This is a genomic window from Motilibacter deserti (assembly GCF_011250635.1).
Taxonomy (GTDB): domain Bacteria; phylum Actinomycetota; class Actinomycetes; order Motilibacterales; family Motilibacteraceae; genus Motilibacter_A; species Motilibacter_A deserti.
Window position 1 is genome coordinate 1 of the sequence record NZ_JAANNP010000028.1, and the last position, 20552, is coordinate 20552.

The 20552-nt window shown below is 75.2% G+C and carries 17 protein-coding genes, 1 tRNA gene, 1 other RNA gene and 1 pseudogene; 11 read left to right on the top strand and 9 right to left on the bottom strand.

The genetic code is table 11. The features are described from left to right. The 4 genes from kdpB to G9H71_RS16545 all read left to right on the top strand — a co-directional run. Positions 1 to 1712, top strand: a 1712-nt coding sequence (kdpB, locus tag G9H71_RS16530) for a potassium-transporting ATPase subunit KdpB (RefSeq protein ID WP_166283753.1), incomplete at its 5' end; no start/stop codon positions are given. A 2-nt stretch (positions 1713 to 1714) separates the two neighbouring features. Next, the gene (gene kdpC / locus G9H71_RS16535) at positions 1715 to 2374 is read left to right on the top strand and encodes a potassium-transporting ATPase subunit KdpC (RefSeq protein ID WP_231134957.1); all 660 of its coding nucleotides are present in this window, start codon (positions 1715 to 1717) and stop codon (positions 2372 to 2374) included. A 46-nt stretch (positions 2375 to 2420) separates the two neighbouring features. Then, the gene (locus tag G9H71_RS16540; protein WP_331273061.1) at positions 2421 to 4940 is read left to right on the top strand and encodes a DUF4118 domain-containing protein; all 2520 of its coding nucleotides are present in this window, start codon (positions 2421 to 2423) and stop codon (positions 4938 to 4940) included. Then, entirely contained in the window at positions 4937 to 6901 is a 1965-nt protein-coding gene (locus tag G9H71_RS16545) for an APC family permease (RefSeq protein WP_166283757.1), read from the top strand. The genes G9H71_RS16540 and G9H71_RS16545 overlap by 4 nt, the downstream gene beginning before the upstream one ends. Before the next feature lie 7 nt (positions 6902 to 6908). Here G9H71_RS16545 and G9H71_RS16550 read toward each other — a convergent pair whose 3' ends face one another. The 7 genes from G9H71_RS16550 to G9H71_RS16580 form a co-directional block, all read right to left on the bottom strand. Then, positions 6909 to 7070, bottom strand: coding sequence for a hypothetical protein (locus G9H71_RS16550; protein WP_166283759.1), 162 nt, complete (start codon positions 7068 to 7070; stop codon positions 6909 to 6911). 189 nt (positions 7071 to 7259) lie between these two features. Further along, positions 7260 to 8798 carry a flotillin family protein gene (locus G9H71_RS16555; RefSeq protein WP_166283761.1) on the bottom strand — a complete coding sequence of 513 codons (1539 nt, stop codon included), beginning with the start codon at positions 8796 to 8798 and terminating at the stop codon, positions 7260 to 7262. After that, on the bottom strand, positions 8795 to 9403 hold the full coding sequence (locus tag G9H71_RS16560; protein ID WP_166283763.1) for a YqiJ family protein: 609 nt from the start codon (positions 9401 to 9403) through the stop codon (positions 8795 to 8797). Before G9H71_RS16560 ends, G9H71_RS16555 begins: the two co-directional genes overlap by 4 nt. Positions 9404 to 9560: 157 nt before the next feature. Continuing rightward, positions 9561 to 11189, bottom strand: a complete 1629-nt coding sequence (locus G9H71_RS25230) for an Ig-like domain-containing protein (RefSeq protein WP_166283765.1) — start codon at positions 11187 to 11189, stop codon at positions 9561 to 9563. Positions 11190 to 11322: 133 nt separating this feature from the next. After that, positions 11323 to 11943, bottom strand: coding sequence for a LytR C-terminal domain-containing protein (locus tag G9H71_RS16570; RefSeq protein ID WP_231134961.1), 621 nt, complete (start codon positions 11941 to 11943; stop codon positions 11323 to 11325). Positions 11944 to 11945: 2 nt separating this feature from the next. Beyond that, a complete protein-coding gene (locus G9H71_RS16575) occupies positions 11946 to 12257 on the bottom strand; it encodes a type II toxin-antitoxin system VapB family antitoxin (RefSeq protein WP_166283769.1) in 312 nt (103 codons plus the stop codon). A gap of 169 nt (positions 12258 to 12426) precedes the next feature. Further along, a tRNA-Ser gene (locus G9H71_RS16580) sits at positions 12427 to 12511 on the bottom strand. 141 nt (positions 12512 to 12652) lie between these two features. Here G9H71_RS16580 and ffs point away from each other — a divergent pair. The 7 genes from ffs to G9H71_RS16615 all read left to right on the top strand — a co-directional run bounded on the left by ffs (position 12653) and on the right by G9H71_RS16615 (position 19111). After that, positions 12653 to 12747: signal recognition particle sRNA small type (gene ffs / locus G9H71_RS16585), an RNA gene on the top strand. A 103-nt stretch (positions 12748 to 12850) separates the two neighbouring features. Further along, positions 12851 to 15214: a DNA polymerase III subunit gamma and tau gene (locus tag G9H71_RS16590; RefSeq protein ID WP_166283771.1), complete on the top strand. Its 2364-nt coding sequence runs from the start codon at positions 12851 to 12853 to the stop codon at positions 15212 to 15214. A gap of 285 nt (positions 15215 to 15499) precedes the next feature. Then, positions 15500 to 15940, top strand: a complete 441-nt coding sequence (locus tag G9H71_RS16595) for a YbaB/EbfC family nucleoid-associated protein (protein WP_166283773.1) — start codon at positions 15500 to 15502, stop codon at positions 15938 to 15940. Positions 15941 to 15952: 12 nt separating this feature from the next. Next, positions 15953 to 16552, top strand: coding sequence for a recombination mediator RecR (gene recR / locus G9H71_RS16600; protein ID WP_166283775.1), 600 nt, complete (start codon positions 15953 to 15955; stop codon positions 16550 to 16552). Next, on the top strand, positions 16545 to 17255 hold the full coding sequence (locus G9H71_RS16605; protein ID WP_166283777.1) for a DUF5063 domain-containing protein: 711 nt from the start codon (positions 16545 to 16547) through the stop codon (positions 17253 to 17255). The genes recR and G9H71_RS16605 overlap by 8 nt, the downstream gene beginning before the upstream one ends. A 100-nt stretch (positions 17256 to 17355) precedes the next feature. Then, a complete protein-coding gene (locus G9H71_RS16610; RefSeq protein WP_166283779.1) occupies positions 17356 to 17757 on the top strand; it encodes a hypothetical protein in 402 nt (133 codons plus the stop codon). Then, positions 17738 to 19111, top strand: coding sequence for a ferredoxin reductase family protein (locus tag G9H71_RS16615; protein WP_166283781.1), 1374 nt, complete (start codon positions 17738 to 17740; stop codon positions 19109 to 19111). The genes G9H71_RS16610 and G9H71_RS16615 overlap by 20 nt, the downstream gene beginning before the upstream one ends. A gap of 4 nt (positions 19112 to 19115) precedes the next feature. Here the strand turns inward: G9H71_RS16615 and G9H71_RS16620 are convergent, their stop codons facing one another. After that, the gene (locus tag G9H71_RS16620; RefSeq protein ID WP_166283783.1) at positions 19116 to 20240 is read right to left on the bottom strand and encodes an ABC transporter permease; all 1125 of its coding nucleotides are present in this window, start codon (positions 20238 to 20240) and stop codon (positions 19116 to 19118) included. Continuing rightward, positions 20237 to 20552, bottom strand: a pseudogene (locus G9H71_RS16625) (ABC transporter ATP-binding protein); the annotation flags it as partial. The pseudogene G9H71_RS16625 and the gene G9H71_RS16620, both read right to left, overlap by 4 nt.

Genomic DNA, 20552 nt, shown 5'->3' on the forward strand with positions numbered 1-20552 from the left:
CGGACCTGCGCCTCGGGGACCTCGTGGTGGTCGAGGCCGGCGAGGTCATCCCGGGGGACGGCGACGTGGTCGAGGGTGTCGCCAGCGTCGACGAGTCCGCCATCACGGGCGAGTCCGCACCCGTGATCCGCGAGTCCGGCGGCGACCGGTCGGCCGTGACCGGCGGCACACGCGTGCTGTCCGACCGCATCGTCGTCCGCATCACGAGCAAGCCCGGCGAGACGTTTATCGACCGCATGATCGCCCTCGTCGAGGGCGCGTCCCGGCAGAAGACGCCGAACGAGGTGGCGCTCGACATCCTGCTCGCCAGCCTCACGATCATCTTCCTGCTCGTCGTGGTGACGCTGCAGCCGTTCGCGGTCTACGCCGGCGCCGAGCAGTCGCTCGTCACGCTCGTCGCGCTGCTGGTCTGCCTCATCCCGACGACGATCGGCGCGCTGCTCTCGGCCATCGGCATCGCGGGCATGGACCGCCTGGTCCAGCGCAACGTGCTCGCGATGTCGGGCCGCGCCGTCGAGGCCGCCGGCGACGTCGACACCCTCCTGCTCGACAAGACCGGCACGATCACGTTCGGCAACCGGCAGGCGACCGAGTTCCTCCCGGTGCAGGGCGTCCCGGTCGCCGAGCTCGCCGAGGCGGCGCAGCTGTCCAGCCTGGCCGACGAGACGCCCGAGGGCCGCTCGATCGTGACGCTGGCCCGGCGGTTCGGGCTGCTGCGCGAGGACGGCGTGCAGCGGGCGGGCGCGGAGTTCGTGCCCTTCACCGCGCAGACCCGGATGTCCGGCGTCGACCTGCCCGGGGACGGGGGGCGGCCGGAGCGGCTGATCCGCAAGGGCGCCACGTCCGCGGTGGCCGCCTGGGTGCGCGAGCAGGGCGGCACGGTCCCGGGCGACGTCGAGGCGTACGTCGACCGGGTGTCGGCGGCCGGCGGCACGCCGCTCCTCGTCGCCGAGGCGATCGACGGCCGGGCCCGCGCCCTCGGGGTGATCGCGCTGAGCGACGTCGTCAAGCCCGGGATGCGCGAGCGCTTCGACCAGCTGCGCGCGATGGGCATCCGGACCGTCATGGTGACCGGCGACAACCCCGTCACCGCACGGGCCATCGCGGGCGAGGCCGGAGTCGACGACTTCCTCGCCGAAGCCACGCCGGAGGACAAGATGGCCCTCATCAAGCGCGAGCAGGAGGGCGGCCGGCTCGTCGCGATGACTGGCGACGGCACCAACGACGCGCCCGCCCTCGCGCAGGCCGACGTGGGCGTGGCGATGAACACGGGGACGTCGGCGGCGAAGGAGGCCGGCAACATGGTCGACCTCGACTCGGACCCGACGAAGCTCATCGACGTCGTCGAGATCGGCAAGCAGCTGCTCATCACCCGCGGTGCGCTGACGACCTTCTCGCTGGCCAACGACCTCGCGAAGTACTTCGCGATCCTCCCCGCGATGTTCGTCGCCGCCTTCCCCGGCCTCGACGCCCTCAACGTCATGCGGCTGCACAGCCCCGAGTCGGCGATCACGTCGGCGGTCGTCTTCAACGCGCTCGTCATCGTCGCGCTCATCCCGCTCGCCCTGCGCGGCGTGCGCTACGTGCCCTCGTCGGCCTCGGCGCTGCTGCGGCGCAACCTGCTCGTCTACGGCCTCGGTGGTGTCGTCGCCCCGTTCGCCGGCATCAAGCTCCTCGACCTCGTCATCTCCCAGCTGCCCGGGATGTCCTGACCATGACCATCTCCGCTCCCGACCGTCCCATGCCCCGTCCCGCGGCGGACGCCGTGCCCGCGTCCCGGCCGCCCCTGACCCGCCAGCTCGTGGCGGCCGTCCGCGCCCTGCTCGTGCTCACCGTCGTGCTGGGCGTCGCGTACCCCCTCGCCGTCACCGGGGTCGCGCAGGTCGCGTTCCGCGACCAGGCCGAGGGGTCCCTCGTCGAGGCCGACGGCCGCGTCGTCGGCTCCCGCCTGCTCGGCCAGGCCTTCGCCGATGCCGACGGCGACGTGCTGCCCCAGTGGTTCCAGCCGCGCCCCTCGGCAGCCGGTGACGGCTACGACCCGACCGCCAGCTCGGCCTCCAACCTCGGGCCGGAGAGCCCGGACCTGCTCGCCCTCGTCGAGGAGCGCCGGGCCGCCGCCGCTGCGGATGGGGTCGACCCCGCGCAGGTGCCGCCGGACGCCCTCACCGCGAGCGGGTCGGGGCTCGACCCCGACATCTCTCCGGAGTACGCCCGCCAGCAGGCGGCGCGCGTCGCCCGGGAGCGCGGGCTCGACGTCGAGCAGGTCCGCCGGCTCGTCGAGGCGCACGTGCAGGGGCGCGAGGCCGGGTTCCTGGGCGAGCCGCGGGTCAACGTGCTGGAGCTGAACGTCGCGCTCACGGAGCTGGGGTCCTGAGCGGGCGAGGACCGGCTGCCGGCCGCGGGGACGCACAATGGCAGGCGTGACCCGCGGCCGGCTGCGCATCTACCTCGGTGCCGCACCCGGGGTCGGGAAGACGTACGCGATGCTCGGCGAGGCGCGCCGCCGGGCCGAGCGGGGGACGTCCGTGGCGGTCGGCTTCGTCGAGACGCACGGCCGGCCGCAGACCGCGGAGATGGTCGACGGGCTCGAGGTCGTGCCGCGGCGGCCCTTGCCCTACCGCGGCGGCACGTTCGAGGAGATGGACGTCGACGCGGTGCTCGCGCGCCGCCCGCAGGTGGCGGTCGTCGACGAGCTCGCGCACACGAACGTGCCGGGCTCGCGCAACGCGAAGCGTTGGCAGGACGTGGAGCTGCTGCTGGATGCAGGAATCGACGTGCTGTCGACGCTCAACGTGCAGCACCTGGAGTCGCTGAACGACGTCGTCGAGAAGATCACCGGCGTCGCGCAGCGCGAGACCGTGCCCGACGAGGTCGCGCGCCGGGCCGAGCAGGTGCAGCTCGTCGACTCGACCCCTGAGGCGCTGCGCCGCCGCATGGCGCACGGCAACATCTACCCGGCCGAGCGCATCGACGCCGCGCTGTCGAACTACTTCAAGCCGAGCAACCTCACCGCGCTGCGCGAGCTGGCCCTGCTCTGGCTCGCCGAGAAGGTCGACGAGGGGCTGCAGAAGCTGCGCGCGGACCTCGGCGTCTCGGAGACGTGGGAGACGCGGGAGCGGGTCGTCGTCGCGCTGAGCGGAGGGCCGGAGGGCGAGACCCTGCTGCGCCGGGCCGCCCGCATCGCCGACCGTTCGAGCGGGGCCGACCTGCGCGCCGTCTACGTGGCCCGCTCGGACGGGCTCACCGGGGCCTCGCCGGCGGCGCTGGCCAAGCAGCGCCGCCTGGTCGAGGACCTCGGCGGGACCTACTCCGTGGTCGTCGGCGACGACGTGGCGCGCGCCCTGCTGCAGTTCGCCCGCAGCGAGAACGCGACACAGCTCGTGCTCGGGGTGAGCCGGCACTCGCGCCTCGCCCACCTGCTGCGCGGCCCCGGGACCACGGCGGCGGTCACGCGGATGTCCGGCGACATCGACGTGCACATCGTGACCCACGAGCACGCGGCCGGGAGCTGGCGGCTGCCGATGCCCACCACGGGCGTGGACGTACGCCGCAGGTTGTGGGGCCTCGCCCTGTCGGTCCTGCTCCCGGGCCTGCTCACCCCCGCGCTGCTCCTGACCGACGACGCGCTGAACCTCACCAGCGACGTGCTGCTCTACCTGCTCGCCGTGGTCACCGTGGCCCTCGTCGGTGGCGCGATCCCCGCCGCGATCGCCGCCGTGCTGTCCACGGTCCTGCTCAACTGGTTCTTCACCCCGCCGGTGCGGGCGTTCACCATCGCCGAGCGCAACAACCTGCTCGCGCTCCTCGTCTTCCTCGCGGTGGGAGCGATGGTCAGCGCCATCGTCGACCTCGCGGCCCGACGGAGCAGCCAGGCGGCGCGGGCGACGGCCGAGGCGACGACCCTGTCGGCCGTCGCGGGCAGTGTGCTGCGCGGCGAGACCGCGCTGACCGCGCTGCTCGACCGGCTGCGCGAGACGTTCGGCATGACGTCGGTCAGCCTGCTCGAGCGGCAGGACGACACCGGGCGGTGGAGCGTCGCCGGCTCCAGCGGCCCGCGGAGCTGCCGGAGCCCGGGCGAGGCCGACGTCGAGGTGCCGGTGGGGGAGCGGCTCACCCTGGCCCTGCGCGGCCGGCCGCTGCCCAGCGAGGACCGGCGGGTGCTCGGGGCGTTCGCGGCCCAGGCGGCGGCCGCCCTCGAGCACCAACGGCTGGCCCAGGCTGCCTCGGCGGCCGAGGACGTGGCGCGGGCGGACCAGGTCCGCTCCGCGCTGCTGCGCGCCGTGAGCCACGACCTGCGCACTCCGCTGGCGTCGGCGAAGGCGGCCGTCGCGGGGCTGCGCGCCGACGACGTGCAGTGGAGCGCGCAGGACGTGGCCGAGCTGCTCGCCACCGCCGACGAGTCGCTCGACAAGCTGACCTACCTCGTGACCAACCTGCTCGACCTCAGCCGGCTCGAGGCCGGCGCGCTCAGCGTCTTCGCCCGCGACGTCGCCCTCGACGAGGTCGTGCCCATCGCGCTGGACACCCTCGGCCCGGCCGCGGACGAGGTGCGCCTCGACGTCCCGCCCGCGCTGCCGGCGGTCCGGGCCGACCCCGCGCTGCTCGAGCGGGTGGTCGCGAACCTCGTGTCGAACGCGCTGCGCTACGCCCCGCCGGGCCGCCCGCCCGTCGTGACCGCCAGCGCCCTCGGCGACCGCGTGGAGCTGCGCGTCGTGGACCGCGGCCCGGGCATCGCCGAGGCCGACCGCGAGCGGGCGTTCACGGCGTTCCAACGGCTGGGCGACACCGACAACGGCGCCGGCGTGGGGCTGGGCCTGGCCCTCTCCCGAGGGCTGACCGAGGCGATGGGTGGCACCCTCGTCCCTGACGACACACCCGGGGGCGGGCTGACGATGACGCTGACCCTGCCCGCGGCAGGCCCCGGAGGAAGCACCGCATGACGTCCAGCACGGACACCCTGCCCGCACGCCCGCAGCCGTCCCGGTTGCGGGCGTGGATGCTCGAAGGGCTCGTCGACCGGGCGGCCCGCATCCAGGGGCCGCACGGGCGGACCGACGACGAGACGCACCGGCAGCCGTGGTGGCGGGTCATGTGCCTCACCGGCGTCGACTACTTCTCGACCCTCGGCTATCAGCCGGCGATCGCGGCGCTGGCCGCCGGAGCCGTCGCCCCCATCGCCACCCTGGTGCTCGTGGCGCTCACCCTGCTCGGCGCGCTCCCGGTCTACCGCCGGGTCGCCCGGGAGAGCCCCAAGGGCGAGGGGTCGATCGCGATGCTCGAGCGCATCCTGCCCTGGTGGGCGGGCAAGCTCTTCGTGCTCGTGCTGCTCGGCTTCGCCGCCACCGACTTCCTCATCACCATCACCCTGTCCGCCGCCGACGCGTCGGCGCACGCGATCGAGAACCCGTACGCCCCGTCCTGGCTCGAGGGCGAGCACGTCCTCGTGACGCTCGTCCTGCTCACCGCGCTCGCCGTCGTCTTCCTGCGCGGGTTCAAGGAGGCCATCGGGATCGCCGTCGTGCTCGTCGCGGCCTACCTCGGGCTCAACGCGGTCGTCGTGGCCACGTCGCTGGCCGAGGTCGTCGCGCACCCGCACGTGGTCGGTGACTGGAAGGACCTGCTCGTCTCCGAGCACCCCAACTGGCTGGGCGTCCTCGGAATGGCGCTTCTGGTCTTCCCGAAGCTCGCACTGGGCCTGTCGGGCTTCGAGACCGGCGTGGCCGTCATGCCCCAGGTCCAGGGCGGGCCGGACGACACCGAGGACAGGCCGCTGGGCCGCATCCAGGGCACGCACCGCCTGCTCACGACGGCGGCGCTCATCATGAGCGTCTTCCTCGTCCTGTCGAGCTTCATCACCACCGTCCTCATTCCCCCAGCCGAGTTCGAGGACGGCGGCGAGGCCAACGGGCGCGCCCTCGCGTACCTCGCACACGAGCACCTCGGCAACGCCTTCGGCACGGTCTACGACATCAGCACGATCGCCATCCTCTGGTTCGCGGGGGCCTCGGCGATGGCCGGGCTGCTGAACCTCGTGCCGCGCTACCTGCCGCGCTACGGCATGGCACCACGCTGGGCCCGCGCCGTCCGCCCGCTGGTGCTGGTGTTCACGGCGATCGCCTTCTTCGTCACGTGGTACTTCGACGCCGACGTGGACGCCCAGGGCGGGGCGTACGCGACCGGCGTCCTCGTGCTCATCACCTCGGCGTCCGTGGCGGTCACCCTCTCCGCACGGCGCAAGCAGCAGCGCCGGCTGACGATGTTCTTCGGCGTCATCGCGGCGATCTTCGTCTACACCACCACCACGAACGTCGTGGAGCGGCCCGACGGGGTGCGCATCGGCGCCTGCTTCATCCTGGCCATCCTCGCCGTCTCGATCGCGTCGCGGGCAGGACGCGCGTTCGAGCTGCGCGCCACGAGCGTCCACTTCGACGCCGCGGCAACCCAGTACCTCCGCGAGGCGGCGAAGTCGGGCGCGCTGCGCATCGTGGCGAACGAGCCGGACGAGCGCGACGCGAAGGAGTACCGCGAGAAGGTGAAGGAGGTCCGGCACGACAACGACATCCCGACGTGGGCGCCGCTGGTCTTCGTCGAGGTCACGGTCACCGACGCGTCGGACTTCGAGACCGACCTCGTGGTCAAGGGGGAAGAGCGGTTCGGCTACCGCATCCTGCGGGTGCAGAGCTCGGCCATCCCCAACACCATCGCCGAGCTGCTGCTGGAGATGCGCGACCTGACGGGTGCGATGCCGCACGTCTACTTCACCTGGACCGAGGGCAACCCGTTCCTGAACCTGCTGCGCTTCCTCTTCGTGGGGGCGGGCGAGGTCGCGCCGGTGACCCGTGAGGTGCTCCGCGAGGCCGAGCCGGACGTACGCCGCCGGCCCCGCGTGCACGTCAGCTGACCACCGTTCACAGCACCGCCCACAGGGCGCCGGCCACGGCCGCGGCGCCGGCGAGGCCGTACCTCAGCAGCTTCGTCAGCGCCGGGGGGCAGACGTAGTCGTTCCAGCAGGCCTCGCAGTGGCAGGTGGGCCAGGCGACCGGATGCTTCTCGACCTCGTGGCTGCGCATGACCACCACGATGGCCGTGCCGACGGGGCCCTGGCGATCCTCTTGACACCGTCCTGACGGCGGTCGGCTGCGATCGCTACGCGGCCTTGACGTCACGCGCCCACGTTGGCCTGAGCGGCTGCGCGAGCTGGTGCCGTCGCCGACGGCACCAGCCCGCGCACAGGGCGGCCGCTGCGGGCCGGCGTGGCGCTAGTGGCTCGCCCCCGCGTGCTGCCCGTTGACCGCGGCCACGTCGGAGGAGCCGGACGCCGCCCCCAGCAGCTGAGCAAGGTCCAGCCCGCCGGCCTTCGCCGTCTCGAGGACCTGCAGCAACAGGGTCGGCACGGACCCCGCGACCCGCGAGATCGCGTCCTCGCCTCCACTCCCGCCGTTGAGCACGACCATCGAGTCGATGTTGCCCATCGGGGCGGCGACCGCCTGCGCGATCTCCGGCAGCGCCGCGATGAGCTGCGGAAGGACGTTGAGCCGCGCGGCCTCGGTGGTGAAGGCGTTGAGCGCCTCCGCCAGCTCGGCCTGGCCCTCCGCGGACGCGAGCAGCCGTGCCTTCTCGCCCTCGGCCTGGGCGAGCAACAGGGCCTGCTCGCCGTCCGCCCGCGCGAGCAGGCGTGCCCGCTCGCCCTGCGCCTCGGCCTCGAGCTCGCGCTGCTTGGCCTCGGCGACGTACGTCCGGGCGCGGGCGTCGGACTGGCCCTGCAGCTCGCGCTGGCGGGCGTCGGCCTCGGCGCGGGCGATGACGGCCTCGCGCAAGCCCTGCGCGTCGATGACGGCCGCCTGCCGCCGGGCCTCCGCGGGGACGGTCACGTCGGCCCGCTGTGCCTGCTCCGCCCGCAACGCCCGCTGCTCCTCCACCGCGATCTGCGCCTCCTGGCGCTGGCGCTCGATGGCCACCTCGGCGACGATGACCGCCTTGCGCGCCTCCGCCTCCGCCAGCGGACCGGCCTGCGCCGCCCGCGACCGCTCGGCCTCGACCAGCGCGCTGATGCGGGCCAGCTCGAGGTCGCGCTCGCGCTCGGCCTGTGCGATCTGCGTCGCGGCCTCCGCCTCGGCCGTACGCCCCTCCCGGTCGGCGGACGCCGCGCGGATCATCGCGTCCCGCCGCGCGTTGGCCTGGCCGATCTCCGCGTCGCGCTTCACCTCGGCGATGCGGGTCTGGCCCAGCGCCTCGAGGTAGCCATTGGTGTCGGAGATGGTCTGGATGGTCAGCACGTCCAGCTGCATGCCGATCGGCTCGAACGCGGCCTCGGCCTCGTCGACGACGCGGCGCTTGAGCTCGTCCCGGTTGCTGTTGAGCTCCTCGACCGTCATCTGCGACACGATGCTGCGCATGTTGCCGGCGAGGATCTCGGCGACCTGGTTGTGCATCGAGTGCCGGTCGCTCGTGAGGAACCGTTCGACGGCCGTGGCGATCGCCTCCTCCGTCGAGCCGAAGCGGATGAGGCCGACCGCCGTCACGTTCACCGGCACCCCGTTGGTGGAGTAGACGTTCTCCACCCGCGCCTCGACGTTGAACGGCTCGAGCTGCATGATGTCGACCCGCTCGATGACGGGTACGCGGAAGCGGGCGCCGCCGCGTACGGTCCGGAGCCGGCCGCGGCCGGTGAACACCGCGACCTGGTTCGGCGGGACCTTGACGTAGTTCTTGGCGTAGACGAGCCCCACCAGCAGGAGCACGGTCACGATGGCCGCAACGGCCACGACGATCGTGAGGATCTCATTGCGCACGGTCATACCTCCTCGTCAAGCGCGGGCGCGGGCGTCACGACGACGCCGCGTTCGGTGGCGAGTGCGATGAAGACGGCGGTCCCGCGCTCGAGAGCGGGCTCGCCGGGAGCAGACGCGGTGCGCACCACGCGCGCACCGGAAGCGTCCCTGAAACTGACCTGCCCGGACCCGCCTTCGGGTATCCGGAGCGTGACGCGACCGGCCAGGCCTTCATAGGTAGAACTACTGATCAGTGAATTGGACTGCTGCCGTGCAAGGGGCCGCAGCACGAGCACCTGCACGGCGGCCCCGAGCCCGACTCCGCCGATCGCCGCGACGGGCCAGGCGGCCGGCTGCGGCAGGCCGACGGCGACCGCGCAGTAGCCGACGACCCCGAAGCCGGTCAGAGCCGCCGTGAGCACGCGAGTGCTGAGCCAGCTCGGGCCGTCGCCCTCGGGCGTCGCAAGCCCCGCGGGCAACGGGTCGCCGGGCACCTCGATGCCGTGCGTGGCGACGACCTCGTGGCCGCTGTCCAGGCCGTGCCCCAGGATCTCGCCGAGCACCAGCGTCACCGCCAGCAGCGCGAAGCCCACGCCGGCGGCAATCAGGAAGACGACTTCGGAACTGTTCACCGGGCCCCCAACGGTCGATGGCAGCGCTAATGCGTTGCCGACCAGGCTTCCCGGCTCACCTAGGAGGAATTGTAAGCCATGTTGTTGCTCGAGGACAAGCCTTTGCATTCTGCTGAGCAATCAGCAGAAGGCGGATTCGCGTAGTGCGCTGCGCTCCTCAGGCGAGGGTGCGTCGGCGGCGCGCGAGGGCGCACAGCGCAGATCCGGACGCCAGCAGAGCGATGGCGGCGCCGGCGAGCACCTTGACGTCCGCACCCGTCCTCGGGAGCGTGGCGGGGGCCGCGGCCGCCGGGCCGGCGACGTCGATGCTGAGTGCTGCGACGGCCGGGTCGCCATCGGGCCCGACGAGCGCGTAGGTGAGCTCGTCCGTGCCGCGGTAGCCCTCGTCCGCGGTGTAGCGGACCCGTCCGTCGGTGAGGACCTCGGCCGTGCCATGGGCGGGCTCGGCGGCCAGCATCACGGGGTAGTCGACGCCGTGCAGGGCGTCGTTGGCGAGGACGTTTGCGACCGCCGTGCGCTCCCCTGAAGCGACCTTCAGGGAATCAGGCCGGGTGGTGGGGGCGGTTGCGTACGCCGCCGCTGCGCCGGCGCCATTCGCTGCGGCGCGGCGGGCTCGCGAGGCCGTGTCAACGGGGTCGGCAGCCGTCGAGGCAGGCGTGGTGGTCGGGCCGGGCGTTGCCGTCGCACCGGCGGGGGCGCCGGGCACGGGGGCGGGCGTCGCAGGAGCCGGAACGGGGGCGCCGGGCGCGGGAACGCTGGACGCAAGGCTGGTCGGCGCAGGGCTGGGCGGCGGAGTTGCTGCAGCGGGTCCGGGCGAGGTCGGCGGCAGCGGCGTCACCGCGGTGGCCGGCGTGCCCGCCGCGGGTGCGGCGGCCGGGAGCGTCGCTGAAGCGCCGGACAGCACGGGCACCGACGGGGCGGGAGCAGGCGTGGCGGGCACGGCGGTGGGCTGCTGCGGCTGCGCGGCAGCGGCGGGCTCCGGGGCAGCGGCCAGGTCCGTGAGCGCGACGGCGGCCCGCAGCGAGGGGCCGGTCGGCGTACCCGTCGAGACGTCCACGGGCGTCAGATCCGAGCCCGGGCCGGGCAGGGGAGCAGCGGCGACGAGCGGGCCGGCCGGCCCCTCCGCGATGCCCGATCCAGCGGGGGCGGGCGCCAGTGCCACGGCGGCCGCGGCGCCGGCGGGCACGAGGTGCAGGACGCCGCCGTCGAGGACGAGCGCGTCCCCGGCGGAGGTGTAGGTGAGGTCGCCCGTCCCGCTCGCCGGCAGCCCGGACAGTGGCGTACGTGCGCTCTCGCTCCCCGTCGCGGGGTCGAGCGTGAGCAGCTCCGCGCCCGCGAGCGCGTGCAGGGTCCCGTCCGGCGCGAAGGCCAGCCCGGTCACCGCGGTGTGGAGCGTCGCGGGCAGCACGCCGGCCTGTCCCGAGGCGACGTCGTAGGTGCCCACCAGATAGCGCCCGGCTGCGTCGGCGTCGCGGGACGTGACGTAGACGAGGCCGGACCCGGGCTGGCGGGCGGCCGTCGTCGCGGCGAAGGGAAGCGGGGCGGGGAGCGGTGTCGCGGTGCCCGACGCCGGGTCGACCCGGTAGAGCAGGTGGTCGTCGGCCACGCCGTAGACCGTCGCGTCGCGCACTGCGGACGCGGGCGCGGCCGACAGCACGGCGGCGGAGACGCCGGTCGCCGTGGCCAGCAGCGCGCCGGCGAGCGCGCTCGCGAAGGGCTTGCGCGGCGTACGCGTCAGGGCGGCCCGGAGCGGCCCCCGGGCGCGGGGCAGGGAGTGCTTGCCCACGGTGACGCCCTCCTGCGGTTGTGCGACGGCTGACGCCTCTGACGTCCTGCCTTCGGCACGTCCGTCCGGACGCTGAAGCGGCTCCCGGCCGAGCGCTGGAGCGCGCTGCCCTACCGAGCTATCCGGGCGCGGGTCAGCAGCTCGGCGAGGGGGAGGGGCTCGGAGGCGCGAGCACGGCCGCGGCGGCGGCTGCGGGGCGCAGCCGCGAATAGGCGTTGCCGATGACGAGGTCGACCGTGGCGCCGGGGCGCTTGTCGCTCGCCAGTTGCGCGCCGGCGACGTGGGCCGCGAGGGTACGCGCGGCCGCCGCGCCCGTCGCCCCGGAACGGACCTGCGCCGTCCCCTTCACGGGCCGCCCCGCGGGGTCGTTGCCGACCGTGCCGATGCGGAAGCCGCGGGCCTCCAGCTGCGTGCTCACCGCTGCGGCAAGCCCGGCCTTGGTCGTGGCGTTGAAGACGTTCACGGTGATCTGCCGCGCGGGCACGGGGACCGAGGCCGTCGCCGACCCGGCGGACGGGCTGGGGACCGGCCCCTGGCTCGGCGAGCAGGAAGAGGCGGCGACGGGGCCGGTGCTCCCCGCTTGTCCGGCCTCGGGGTCGTCCTGCCAGCGGTCGTACGCCCACCAGCCGGCGTAGCCGACGCCGGCGAGCAGGGCGAGGACGAGGACCGCGACGAGAGCGCCTCGGGCGCGGCCGCGGCGCCGCCGGTGCGACCCGCCGAGCCGTGCGGGGTCGAACCCCCGCGGCGTGAGCATGCTCACGGCGTCGTCGCCCGCTCGTCGAGCTCGAGGACGCGCGCGTGCAGGACGTTGCGCTGCTGGAGGGCGGCTCGCAACGCGCGGTGCAGCCCGTCCTCCAGATAGAGCTCGCCGCGCCAGGACACGACGTGGGCGAACAGGTCGCCGTAGAACGTCGAGTCCTCGGCGAGCAGCGCCGCGAGGTTCAGCGTGCGCTTGGTCGTCACGAGCTGGTCGAGCCGGACCTGGCGCGGCGGGATCTTCGCCCACTCGCGCTGCGAGGTCGCGTGCTCCGGGTACGGCTTGCCGTCACCCACCGCCTTGAAGAGCACGCCGCGAGCCTAGTCGAGGGGGTTGCGGGAGCCTTTGCCCGTGTACGGCCGCGCCGCCCTGGCGCCGCTGCGGCCCAGCCGCCCGGGGAGGCGTAGCCGGTCCCGACGGTCGCGGCGGGGCGGATACGACGACGGCGCCGCGGCTCGGGAGCCACGGCGCCGCCGGAGGCGGAGGATGCGGGATTTGAACCCGCGAGGGGTTGCCCCCAACACGATTTCCAATCGTGCGCCCTAGGCCACTAGGCGAATCCTCCGTCGGCGAGGATAGCGGCACCGCCGGGGTGGCCGGAGGGGCCGTCCCCCGGGCAGGCGCTTCCCGCCGCCCCTGGCCGCTCCACGGCCTGGCGTGCGGCCGGCGCGGAGCCGCCTGCGACGGGGAGCAGGTACGCTTCGGCCCAGCCCCTCGCGTGGCGCTATCCCGCTGAACCCCCCCAGGGCCGGAAGGCAGCAAGGGTAGGCAGGCTCTGGCGGGTACGCGGGGGGCCCTGTGCTTCCCGGGCCCGTTGTCCACCGGCCGTGGTCCGCCGGGTCGTCGTCCACCGGCTCGTCCGCGACGGCTCCGACCGTCCCCCGGCCCGGCTACTGTCGAAGGCGTGTCCCAAGCGCTCTACCGCCGCTACCGGCCCGAGACGTTCGCCGACGTGATCGGCCAGGAGCACGTCACCGGCCCTCTCGGCCAGGCGCTCCGCAAGGGCCACATCAACCACGCATACCTCTTCTCCGGGCCGCGCGGCTGCGGCAAGACCACCAGCGCGCGCATCCTGGCCCGCTGCCTGAACTGCGAGCAGGGCCCGACGCCGACCCCCTGCGGTGTCTGCGACTCCTGCGTGGCGCTCGCCCGCGGCGGCCCCGGGTCCATCGACGTGATCGAGATCGACGCCGCCAGCCACGGTGGCGTGGACGACGCCCGCGACCTGCGCGACAAGGCGTTCTTCGCCCCCGCGTCCTCGCGCTTCAAGGTCTACATCGTCGACGAGGCCCACATGGTCTCGACGCAGGGCTTCAACGCCCTGCTCAAGGTCGTCGAGGAGCCGCCGGAGCACGTGAAGTTCGTGTTCGCGACGACCGAGCCCGAGAAGGTCATCGGGACGATCCGGTCGCGGACCCACCACTACCCGTTCCGCCTCGTCCCGCCGACCCGGCTGCAGGAGCACCTGGCCTCGATCTGCGAGCGCGAGGGCGTCGGCGTCGAGAAGGGCGTGCTCCCGCTCGTCGTGCGCGCCGGGCGCGGCTCGGTCCGTGACGCGCTGTCCGTCCTGGACCAGCTCGTCGGCGGCGCCGGCCCCGAGGGAGTGACGTACGCCCTCGCGACCGCGCTGCTCGGCTTCACCGACGCCTCGCTGCTGGACGCGACCGTCGACGCCTTCGCGGCCGGCGACGGCGCCGCGGTGTTCACGATGGTCGACCGGGTCATCGAGGGCGGGCTCGACCCGCGCCGCTTCGCCGAGGACCTGCTCGAGCGGCTGCGTGACCTGATCATCCTCGACGCGGTGCCGGACTCGGCCGAGGCGCTGCTCAGCCACTGCCCCCCCGACCAGCTGGAGGCGATGCGGGCGCAGGCCGGCGCCTTCGGCGGCGGGGCGCTCTCCCGCGCGGCGGACATCCTCAGCGCCGGGCTGACCGAGATGCGGGGCACGACCGCGCCGCGGCTGCAGCTCGAGCTGATGTGCGCCCGGGTGCTGCTGCCGGCCGCCGAGGGTGACGAGCGCTCGCTCGCGGCCCGGCTGGACCGGCTCGAGCGCCGGGTGAGCGGGGGGCCGATGCCGCCCCCGACGCCGCTGCCCGCCGCCCCGGAGCCTGCGGCCCCCGGGGCCCGCGGCCCGGAGCGCCCGGTGCCGGCCCGTCCGGCCGCAGAGAGCCCCGTGGCGCACGCCGCGCCGTCGGCGGCGGGCGCTTCGGCGGCGCCGGGTGTGTCGTCGGCGCCGGCTGCGCCGTCGGCGGATGCCCCGGAGTGGCCGGCGCCCCAGCCGGTCGGCCCCGACCGGACCGCCGAGCGCGAGGACGAGCGGTCTGCAGCCCGTGCCACGGGGGACCGTCCCACCGGGGAGCGCGCCGCGCAGAGCCCGGGCCACGAGCGCCCCGCAGCGGCCTTGCCGGGCGCAGGCCCCGCCGCACAGGCGCCCGCCGAGCACGCGCCCGCTGCGTACGCCCCTGCGCCCCCAACCGCTCCGGCCGCCGCAGCGCCGGGTGCCCCCGCCGCCGGCGGCATCGACCTCGCGGGCGTCCGCGGCATGTGGCCGGTCGTGCTGACCACGCTGGCCGGCCTCAAGCGCACGACGTGGAGCCTCGTCGCGCAGAACGCGACGGTCGCGGGCCTCGCCGACAACCGGCTCACGCTGGCGTTCGCGACCGCCGGGCTGCGCGACCGCTTCAGCTCGCGCGGGGACCACGAGGAGTTCGTCCGGCAGGCGCTGATCGACGTGCTCGGCGTCGACTGGCGGGTCGAGGCGATCGTCGGCGGCCCCGGTGACGGGCCGCCCGCGTCGTCGCCGCGCGCCGCAGCGCCCGCCGCGCCACCCCAGGCCCCCGCGCCCGGCCCCGTCCCAGCGCCCGGCGCCGGCCCGGCCGGAGGCTACGGCGGCGGCCAGGCCGGCGGCTACGGCAGCGGCTCGGCCGGGGGCTATGGCGGCGGCTCGGCCGAGGGCTACTCCGGCGGCGGGCCGGTCGCGCCCGCGCCTGCGGGGCCCGGGGGCAGCTACGGCGCGGGCGGTCCCGCGACGTCCGGCCCGGCCAACGGCGGCCCGCCGCCGACGAACGAGGCCGGTCGTTCGCCCGGGCGTCAGGCGCTCGCCGCGGCCGCCGCGGCGGCCCCGCCGCCGCGTACCCCCACCGTGCCGCCGGAGCAGGACACCCCCGCTGCCGACGACCCCGACCTCGAGGACAGCGGGTTGAGCGGGGTCCAGCTCCTGCAGCGCGACCTCGGCGCGCGGGTCATCGAGGAGTACGACACGGCGTAGGCTCGCCGCGGGCCGGCCACCGGGGAGCGGGCGACGCCACCGCGGCGGGCCCGGCACGGCACGCACGTTCGGCGATTCCGGGACTTTCGGACTCCTCGGGCTCCTCGGGCTCCCGGGGTTTTCGGACTCCCGGGGGTTCGGGCTCCGGGGTGCCCCGGGCTCGTGTGTCCGGGGCTTCCGGGCGGGAGCACCCTCGTGGCGCGTCCCGGCACCCCTTGCGCACCCCGCGCGTTCGACCCTCCGACGGCGGCCCGCCGTCGCACCGACTAGCGAAGAAGGCTCCACGTGTTCCCAGGCGACGGCTCGCTCGACCTGCAGGCTGTCCTGCAGCAGGCCCAGCAGCTGCAGCAGCAGGTCCTCGACGCCCAGGCCGAGCTCGCGGAGGCCCAGGTCTCCGGGACGGCCGGCGGCGGGCTGGTCACCGCGACCGTCTCCGGCGCCGGTGAGCTGCTCGGGCTGGAGATCTCCCCGGACGCGGTGGACCCCGCGGACACCGAGACCCTCGCCGACCTCGTCGTCGCCGCGGTGCGCGACGCGACGACGCGAGCCGCCGAGCTGCAGGCCCGCGCGATGGGCCCGATGAGCGAGGGCCTCGGGGCGATGGGCGGCGCTTTCGGTGGCCTTCCGGGCGGCGGCGGCATCGCGGGCGGCCGGGCAGGGGGCACGGCGGGCGGCGCAGCCGCTGGCTCTGGGCTCCCGTCGGCTCCGCAGCCGCACGTCGACTGAGGCCGGGTCAGCGTGTACGAAGGGGTCGTCCAGGACCTCATCGACGAGCTGGGGCGGCTGCCGGGCGTCGGGCCGAAGAGCGCGCAGCGCATCGCGTTCCACCTGCTCGCGGCCGACCCGGTCGACGTGCGCCGGCTCGTCGTGGCCCTCGAGCAGGTCAAAGAGAAGGTGCGCTTCTGCCGGATCTGCGGCAACGTCGCGGAGGAGGAGGAGTGCCGGGTCTGCCGTGACCCCCGGCGCGAGCTCTCGGTGATCTGCGTGGTCGAGGAGCCCAAGGACGTCGTCGCGATCGAGCGGACCCGCGAGTTCCGCGGGCGCTACCACGTGCTCGGCGGCGCGATCAGCCCGATCGAGGGCGTCGGGCCGGACGACCTGCGCATCCGGGAGCTGCTGGCGCGGCTCGCGGACGGTACGGTCACCGAGCTCATCCTCGCCACCGATCCCAACCTCGAGGGCGAGGCCACGGCGACCTACCTGGCGCGCCTGGTGAAACCGATGGGACTTCGGGTAACCCGCCTCGCAAGCGGGCTCCCGGTGGGTGGCGACCTCGAATATGCCGACGAGGTCACGCTGGGGCGTGCGTTCGAAGGAAGGCGGCTGCTCGATGTCTGACACTCCGACCACTCCGGTCTGGGGCGGGGGCTACACCCCCGACCCCACGACCGACTTCTCCCACGGCGACGAAGGGCCGCCCGTCGGCCCCGCCGAGGACTGGGGCGACTTCGCCGCTGAGATCGCGGACCAGGTCGAGAGCTTCGTGCTGGCGGTCCGCGAGATCGCGGCGGGCGAGAGCCCCGAGACCGCGGTCTCGCTGCTGCTCCTGCAGGTCTCGCAGGTGCTGCTGGCCGGCGGCCGGCTCGGCGCGGTCCAGGACATCGTCCCGGACGAGCGCTTCGAGCCGGACGCGGGCGACGACGCAGACGTCGAGGGCATCCGCTCCTCGCTGTCGAACCTGCTCGAGCCCGTCGACGAGTACTCCGAGGTGTTCGACCCCTACGGCGAGCCGCCGGAGGTCGTCACGACGACCCTCTCCGACGACCTGGCCGACGTCGTGTCCGACCTCATCCACGGCCTGCAGCACTACAAGGCCGGGCGCCACGTCGAGGCGCTGTGGTGGTGGCAGTTCTCCTACCTGTCCAACTGGGGCTCGACCGCCAGCGCCGCGCTGCGCGCGCTGCAGTCGGTCGTCTCGCACGTACGCCTCGACGCCCTCGCGGACGACCCCGAGCTGGCCGTCGAGGACCGGCTGCTCGCCGAGACCGCCGCGAGCGCCGTCGCCCCGCCGCAGGACTTCGTGCCGCGCAGCGCGCCCTGACGCGTTCGCCGTGCGCGCGCCGGGGCCCGCGCTGCGGCCAGGGCAGGCCTGCCCTCGGCAGGCGCGGTCGAGACGCCGGAACGGTGGGTAGACCTCGCCCATGCGACGACGCGAGGGAGCGTTGGGCTTGGCCCTGGGGCTGCTCGCCCTGATCGTCGCCGTGGCGGCGGGGGTGGCGTTCACCGTGTCCGCCGGCGGCGACGAGGCGGACCCGCCGCCGCAGGCGCCGGCCAGCCCCGCTGCCCCGCCGTCCGGGGCGGCCCCCGCCGACGGGGGGACGCCGATCTCGACCCCGGCCGCCACCGGCTCGCCGGGCGCCCCGGCCAGCCCGACCACCTCCCCGTCGCCCGCCGTCTCCGCGTCGGAGGCCGACAACGGCAGCGGGCAGGGCCGGGGGCGCGGCCGCGGCCGCGGCGGGGACGACTCGGGCGACGACTCGGGCGACGACTCGTCGGGCGGCGACTCCTCCGGCAGTGGCTCGGGTGGAGACGGCTCCGGTTAGCGGCACGGCCGCGCCGGCGGCCGCCCGGGGCAGCGGCCCCGGCTCCCCGGCGGCGCAGCGCGTGCTGTGGGTAGCGGTCTACGCGATGCTCGTGCTGGCCCCCATGGCCTTCGTCGCGGTGGCGCCGGACGCGGCTCGGCGCTCGGGGCTGACCAACGCCAGCGACGGCATCGGCTTCTCCGCGCTCGCGGTGCTTGCCCTGCAGCTCGGGCTCCCGGCGCGGCTGCGGCTCTTCACCCGACCCTTCGGCGTCGACGTCCTGCTCCGCTTCCACCGGCTCGTCGGCGGTGTCGCCCTCGCGCTGGCCCTGCTGCACGTCGTGCTGCTGATGGTCGACGACCCGGACCGGCTCTCCCTGCTCGACCCCGTGGACGCCCCCTGGCGCGCCCGTGCCGGGCTGCTCTGCGTCGTGGCCCTCGCCGTGCTCGTCGCGCTCTCGCTCTGGCGGCGCCCGCTGCGGGTGCCGTACGAGGCGTGGCGGGCCAGCCACCTGCTGCTCGGCGTCCTCGTGGTGGCCGCGGCGGTCGGCCACGTGGTCGGCGTCGGGGGGTACGCCGGGGTCGGCGCGGTGCAGGCCACGGTCGCCGCGCTCGTCGTGCTGGGCGCGGCGGCGGTGTTCGCGCTGCGCGTCGCCCGGCCCTTCGCCGCGGCCGGGCGGCCGTACCGGGTCGACCGGGTCCTCGACGAGCGCGGCGGCGCGACCACCCTGCGGCTGCGCGCGGACGGGCACGCCGGCATCGCGTTCTCGCCCGGGCAGTTCGCCTGGCTCAAGACGGCGGCCTCGCCGTACGCGCTGGAGGAGCACCCCTTCTCGTTCGCCTCCAGCGCAGCTCGCCCCGGCGCGGTCGAGCTGACGGTCAAGGCCGTCGGGGACTTCACAGCAAGCGTGCGCGCCCTTGCGCCCGGCGCCCGCGTGCTCCTTGACGGGCCGCACGGGTCGTTCGTACCCGCTCGGCCCACGGCGCCGTACGTGCTCGTGGCCGGCGGGATCGGGATCACGCCGGTGATGAGCCTGCTGCGCACCTTCGCGGACGCAGGCGACCGCCGGCCGCTCGTCCTCGTGGACGCGAACCGGCGGTGGGACGACGTGACCTTCCGCGAGGAGCTCGACGAGCTGACCCGCCGGCTCGACCTGCACTTGGTGCACGTGCTGTCGGAACCACCGGAGGACTGGACCGGCGAGCGGGGCCGGGTCGACCTGCGCCTGCTGGCCCGCGTCCTGCCCGACGACGTCGCCGGCTGGAACGCCTTCGTCTGCGGACCGCCCCCGATGGTCACGGCCGCGGTCGAGGCGCTGCGTGCGCTGGGCCTGCCCGAAGAGCAGGTGCACGCCGAGCGGTTCGCCGACGTGTGAAGCCTCAGGCGATGCGGCTGCCCTTCCCCAGCCGGTGCGCGGGCGCCCGGAGCCGGCGCGCCGCGAGCCAGACCGCGCCCGCCCCGAGCAGCAGGTCGAAGCCGAGCCCCCAGGGCCAGACCGCGGCGGCCTCCCGCGGGCCGTCGACGGCGGAGCCCGCGACGGAGACGTCCGGGTCGTACGCGACGCCGGGCTCGGGCAGCGCGCCGGGCGTCGGCACGACCGCGGTGATGCCGCCGCCCGGCGGGTAGGGCCCGTAGCTGTACCACCCGTCGTAAGCCTCGGGGTCGCGTGCCTCGCGCACCGCGCGGCCGATCTCGCCGAGCGGGTCGAGCGGCTCGGGCTCGTAGTCCTGCACGTAGTCGGCGTAGCGGCGGGGCATGCCCGGGTCGTTGCGCGGCGCCGCGTCGGCCAGCACCACGAACGGGTTGGGCGCGAGCAGCCACCACACCCGCTCCGGGTGGTCCTCGGTCGTCATGTACGTGGTGGCGACGCCGTCGCCGTCGTAGTAGGCCTCCTCGCGCGCCTCCGACGTGGCGACGAGCGCCAGCCCGAATGCGATCAGGGTGCCCGCGCTGAGCGCGAAGACGGCGAGGTAGGTCAGCACCGCCGACGTCGTGCTGCGTGACAGGGCCGCCGACAGCCCGAGCCCGATGGCGCACACGACGCCGAGGAGGAGGGCCTCGACGAGGACGGCGACGAGGAGCTGCCCGGCGCCGACGCCGCCCTCGACGAGTGACCAGACGGCGAAGGGCAGCGCGAGGGCCAGGAAGAGCAGGGCGACGCCCCAGGCCGCGGCGAGCTTGCCGAGGGCGATCTCCCAGGGCGTGAGCAGAGTGACCTGCAGCGGAGCGAGCAGCCCGCGCTCGCGGTCCCCGTTGACCGACTGGGCGGTGAGCGAGGGGACGACGAGCATCGCGAGGCCGAGCACGAAGAGCATGAGCCCGCCGAACAGCGGCGGCCCCATCTCCTGGCCCGGCTCCAGGCCGGTGCTCAGCGCGAGCCGCAGCAGCACGGTGAACGCCGCGAGCACCGCGACCCAGGCGGCCAGCAGCCACCGCCAGCGCCCGGCTCGTACGCGCTGGCGCAGCTCGCCGCGCGCCACCACCAGCACTCCGGCGGTGCTCATCGCCGCTCCTGCGTCATCGTGAGGTAGGCCGACTCCAGGGCGCTCGACGCCGGCGCGAGCGAGACGACCGGCACGCCGTCGCGGACGAGGCCGGCCAGCAGCTCGGCCGCCTCCTCGTCGCCGCCGAGCCGGACCTCCACCCCGCCCGGCCCCGGATCGGAGTACGCCACGGCGCGCGCGTCCAGGGCGGCGAGCAGCGGTGCGGTGGCGAGCGCGCGCACACGCCACGTGCTGGCAGCCCCGCGCGGCAGGTCGGCGAGGCGGTGCTCGCCCACGGTGCGCCCGGCCTCGACGAGCACGACGCGGTCGGCG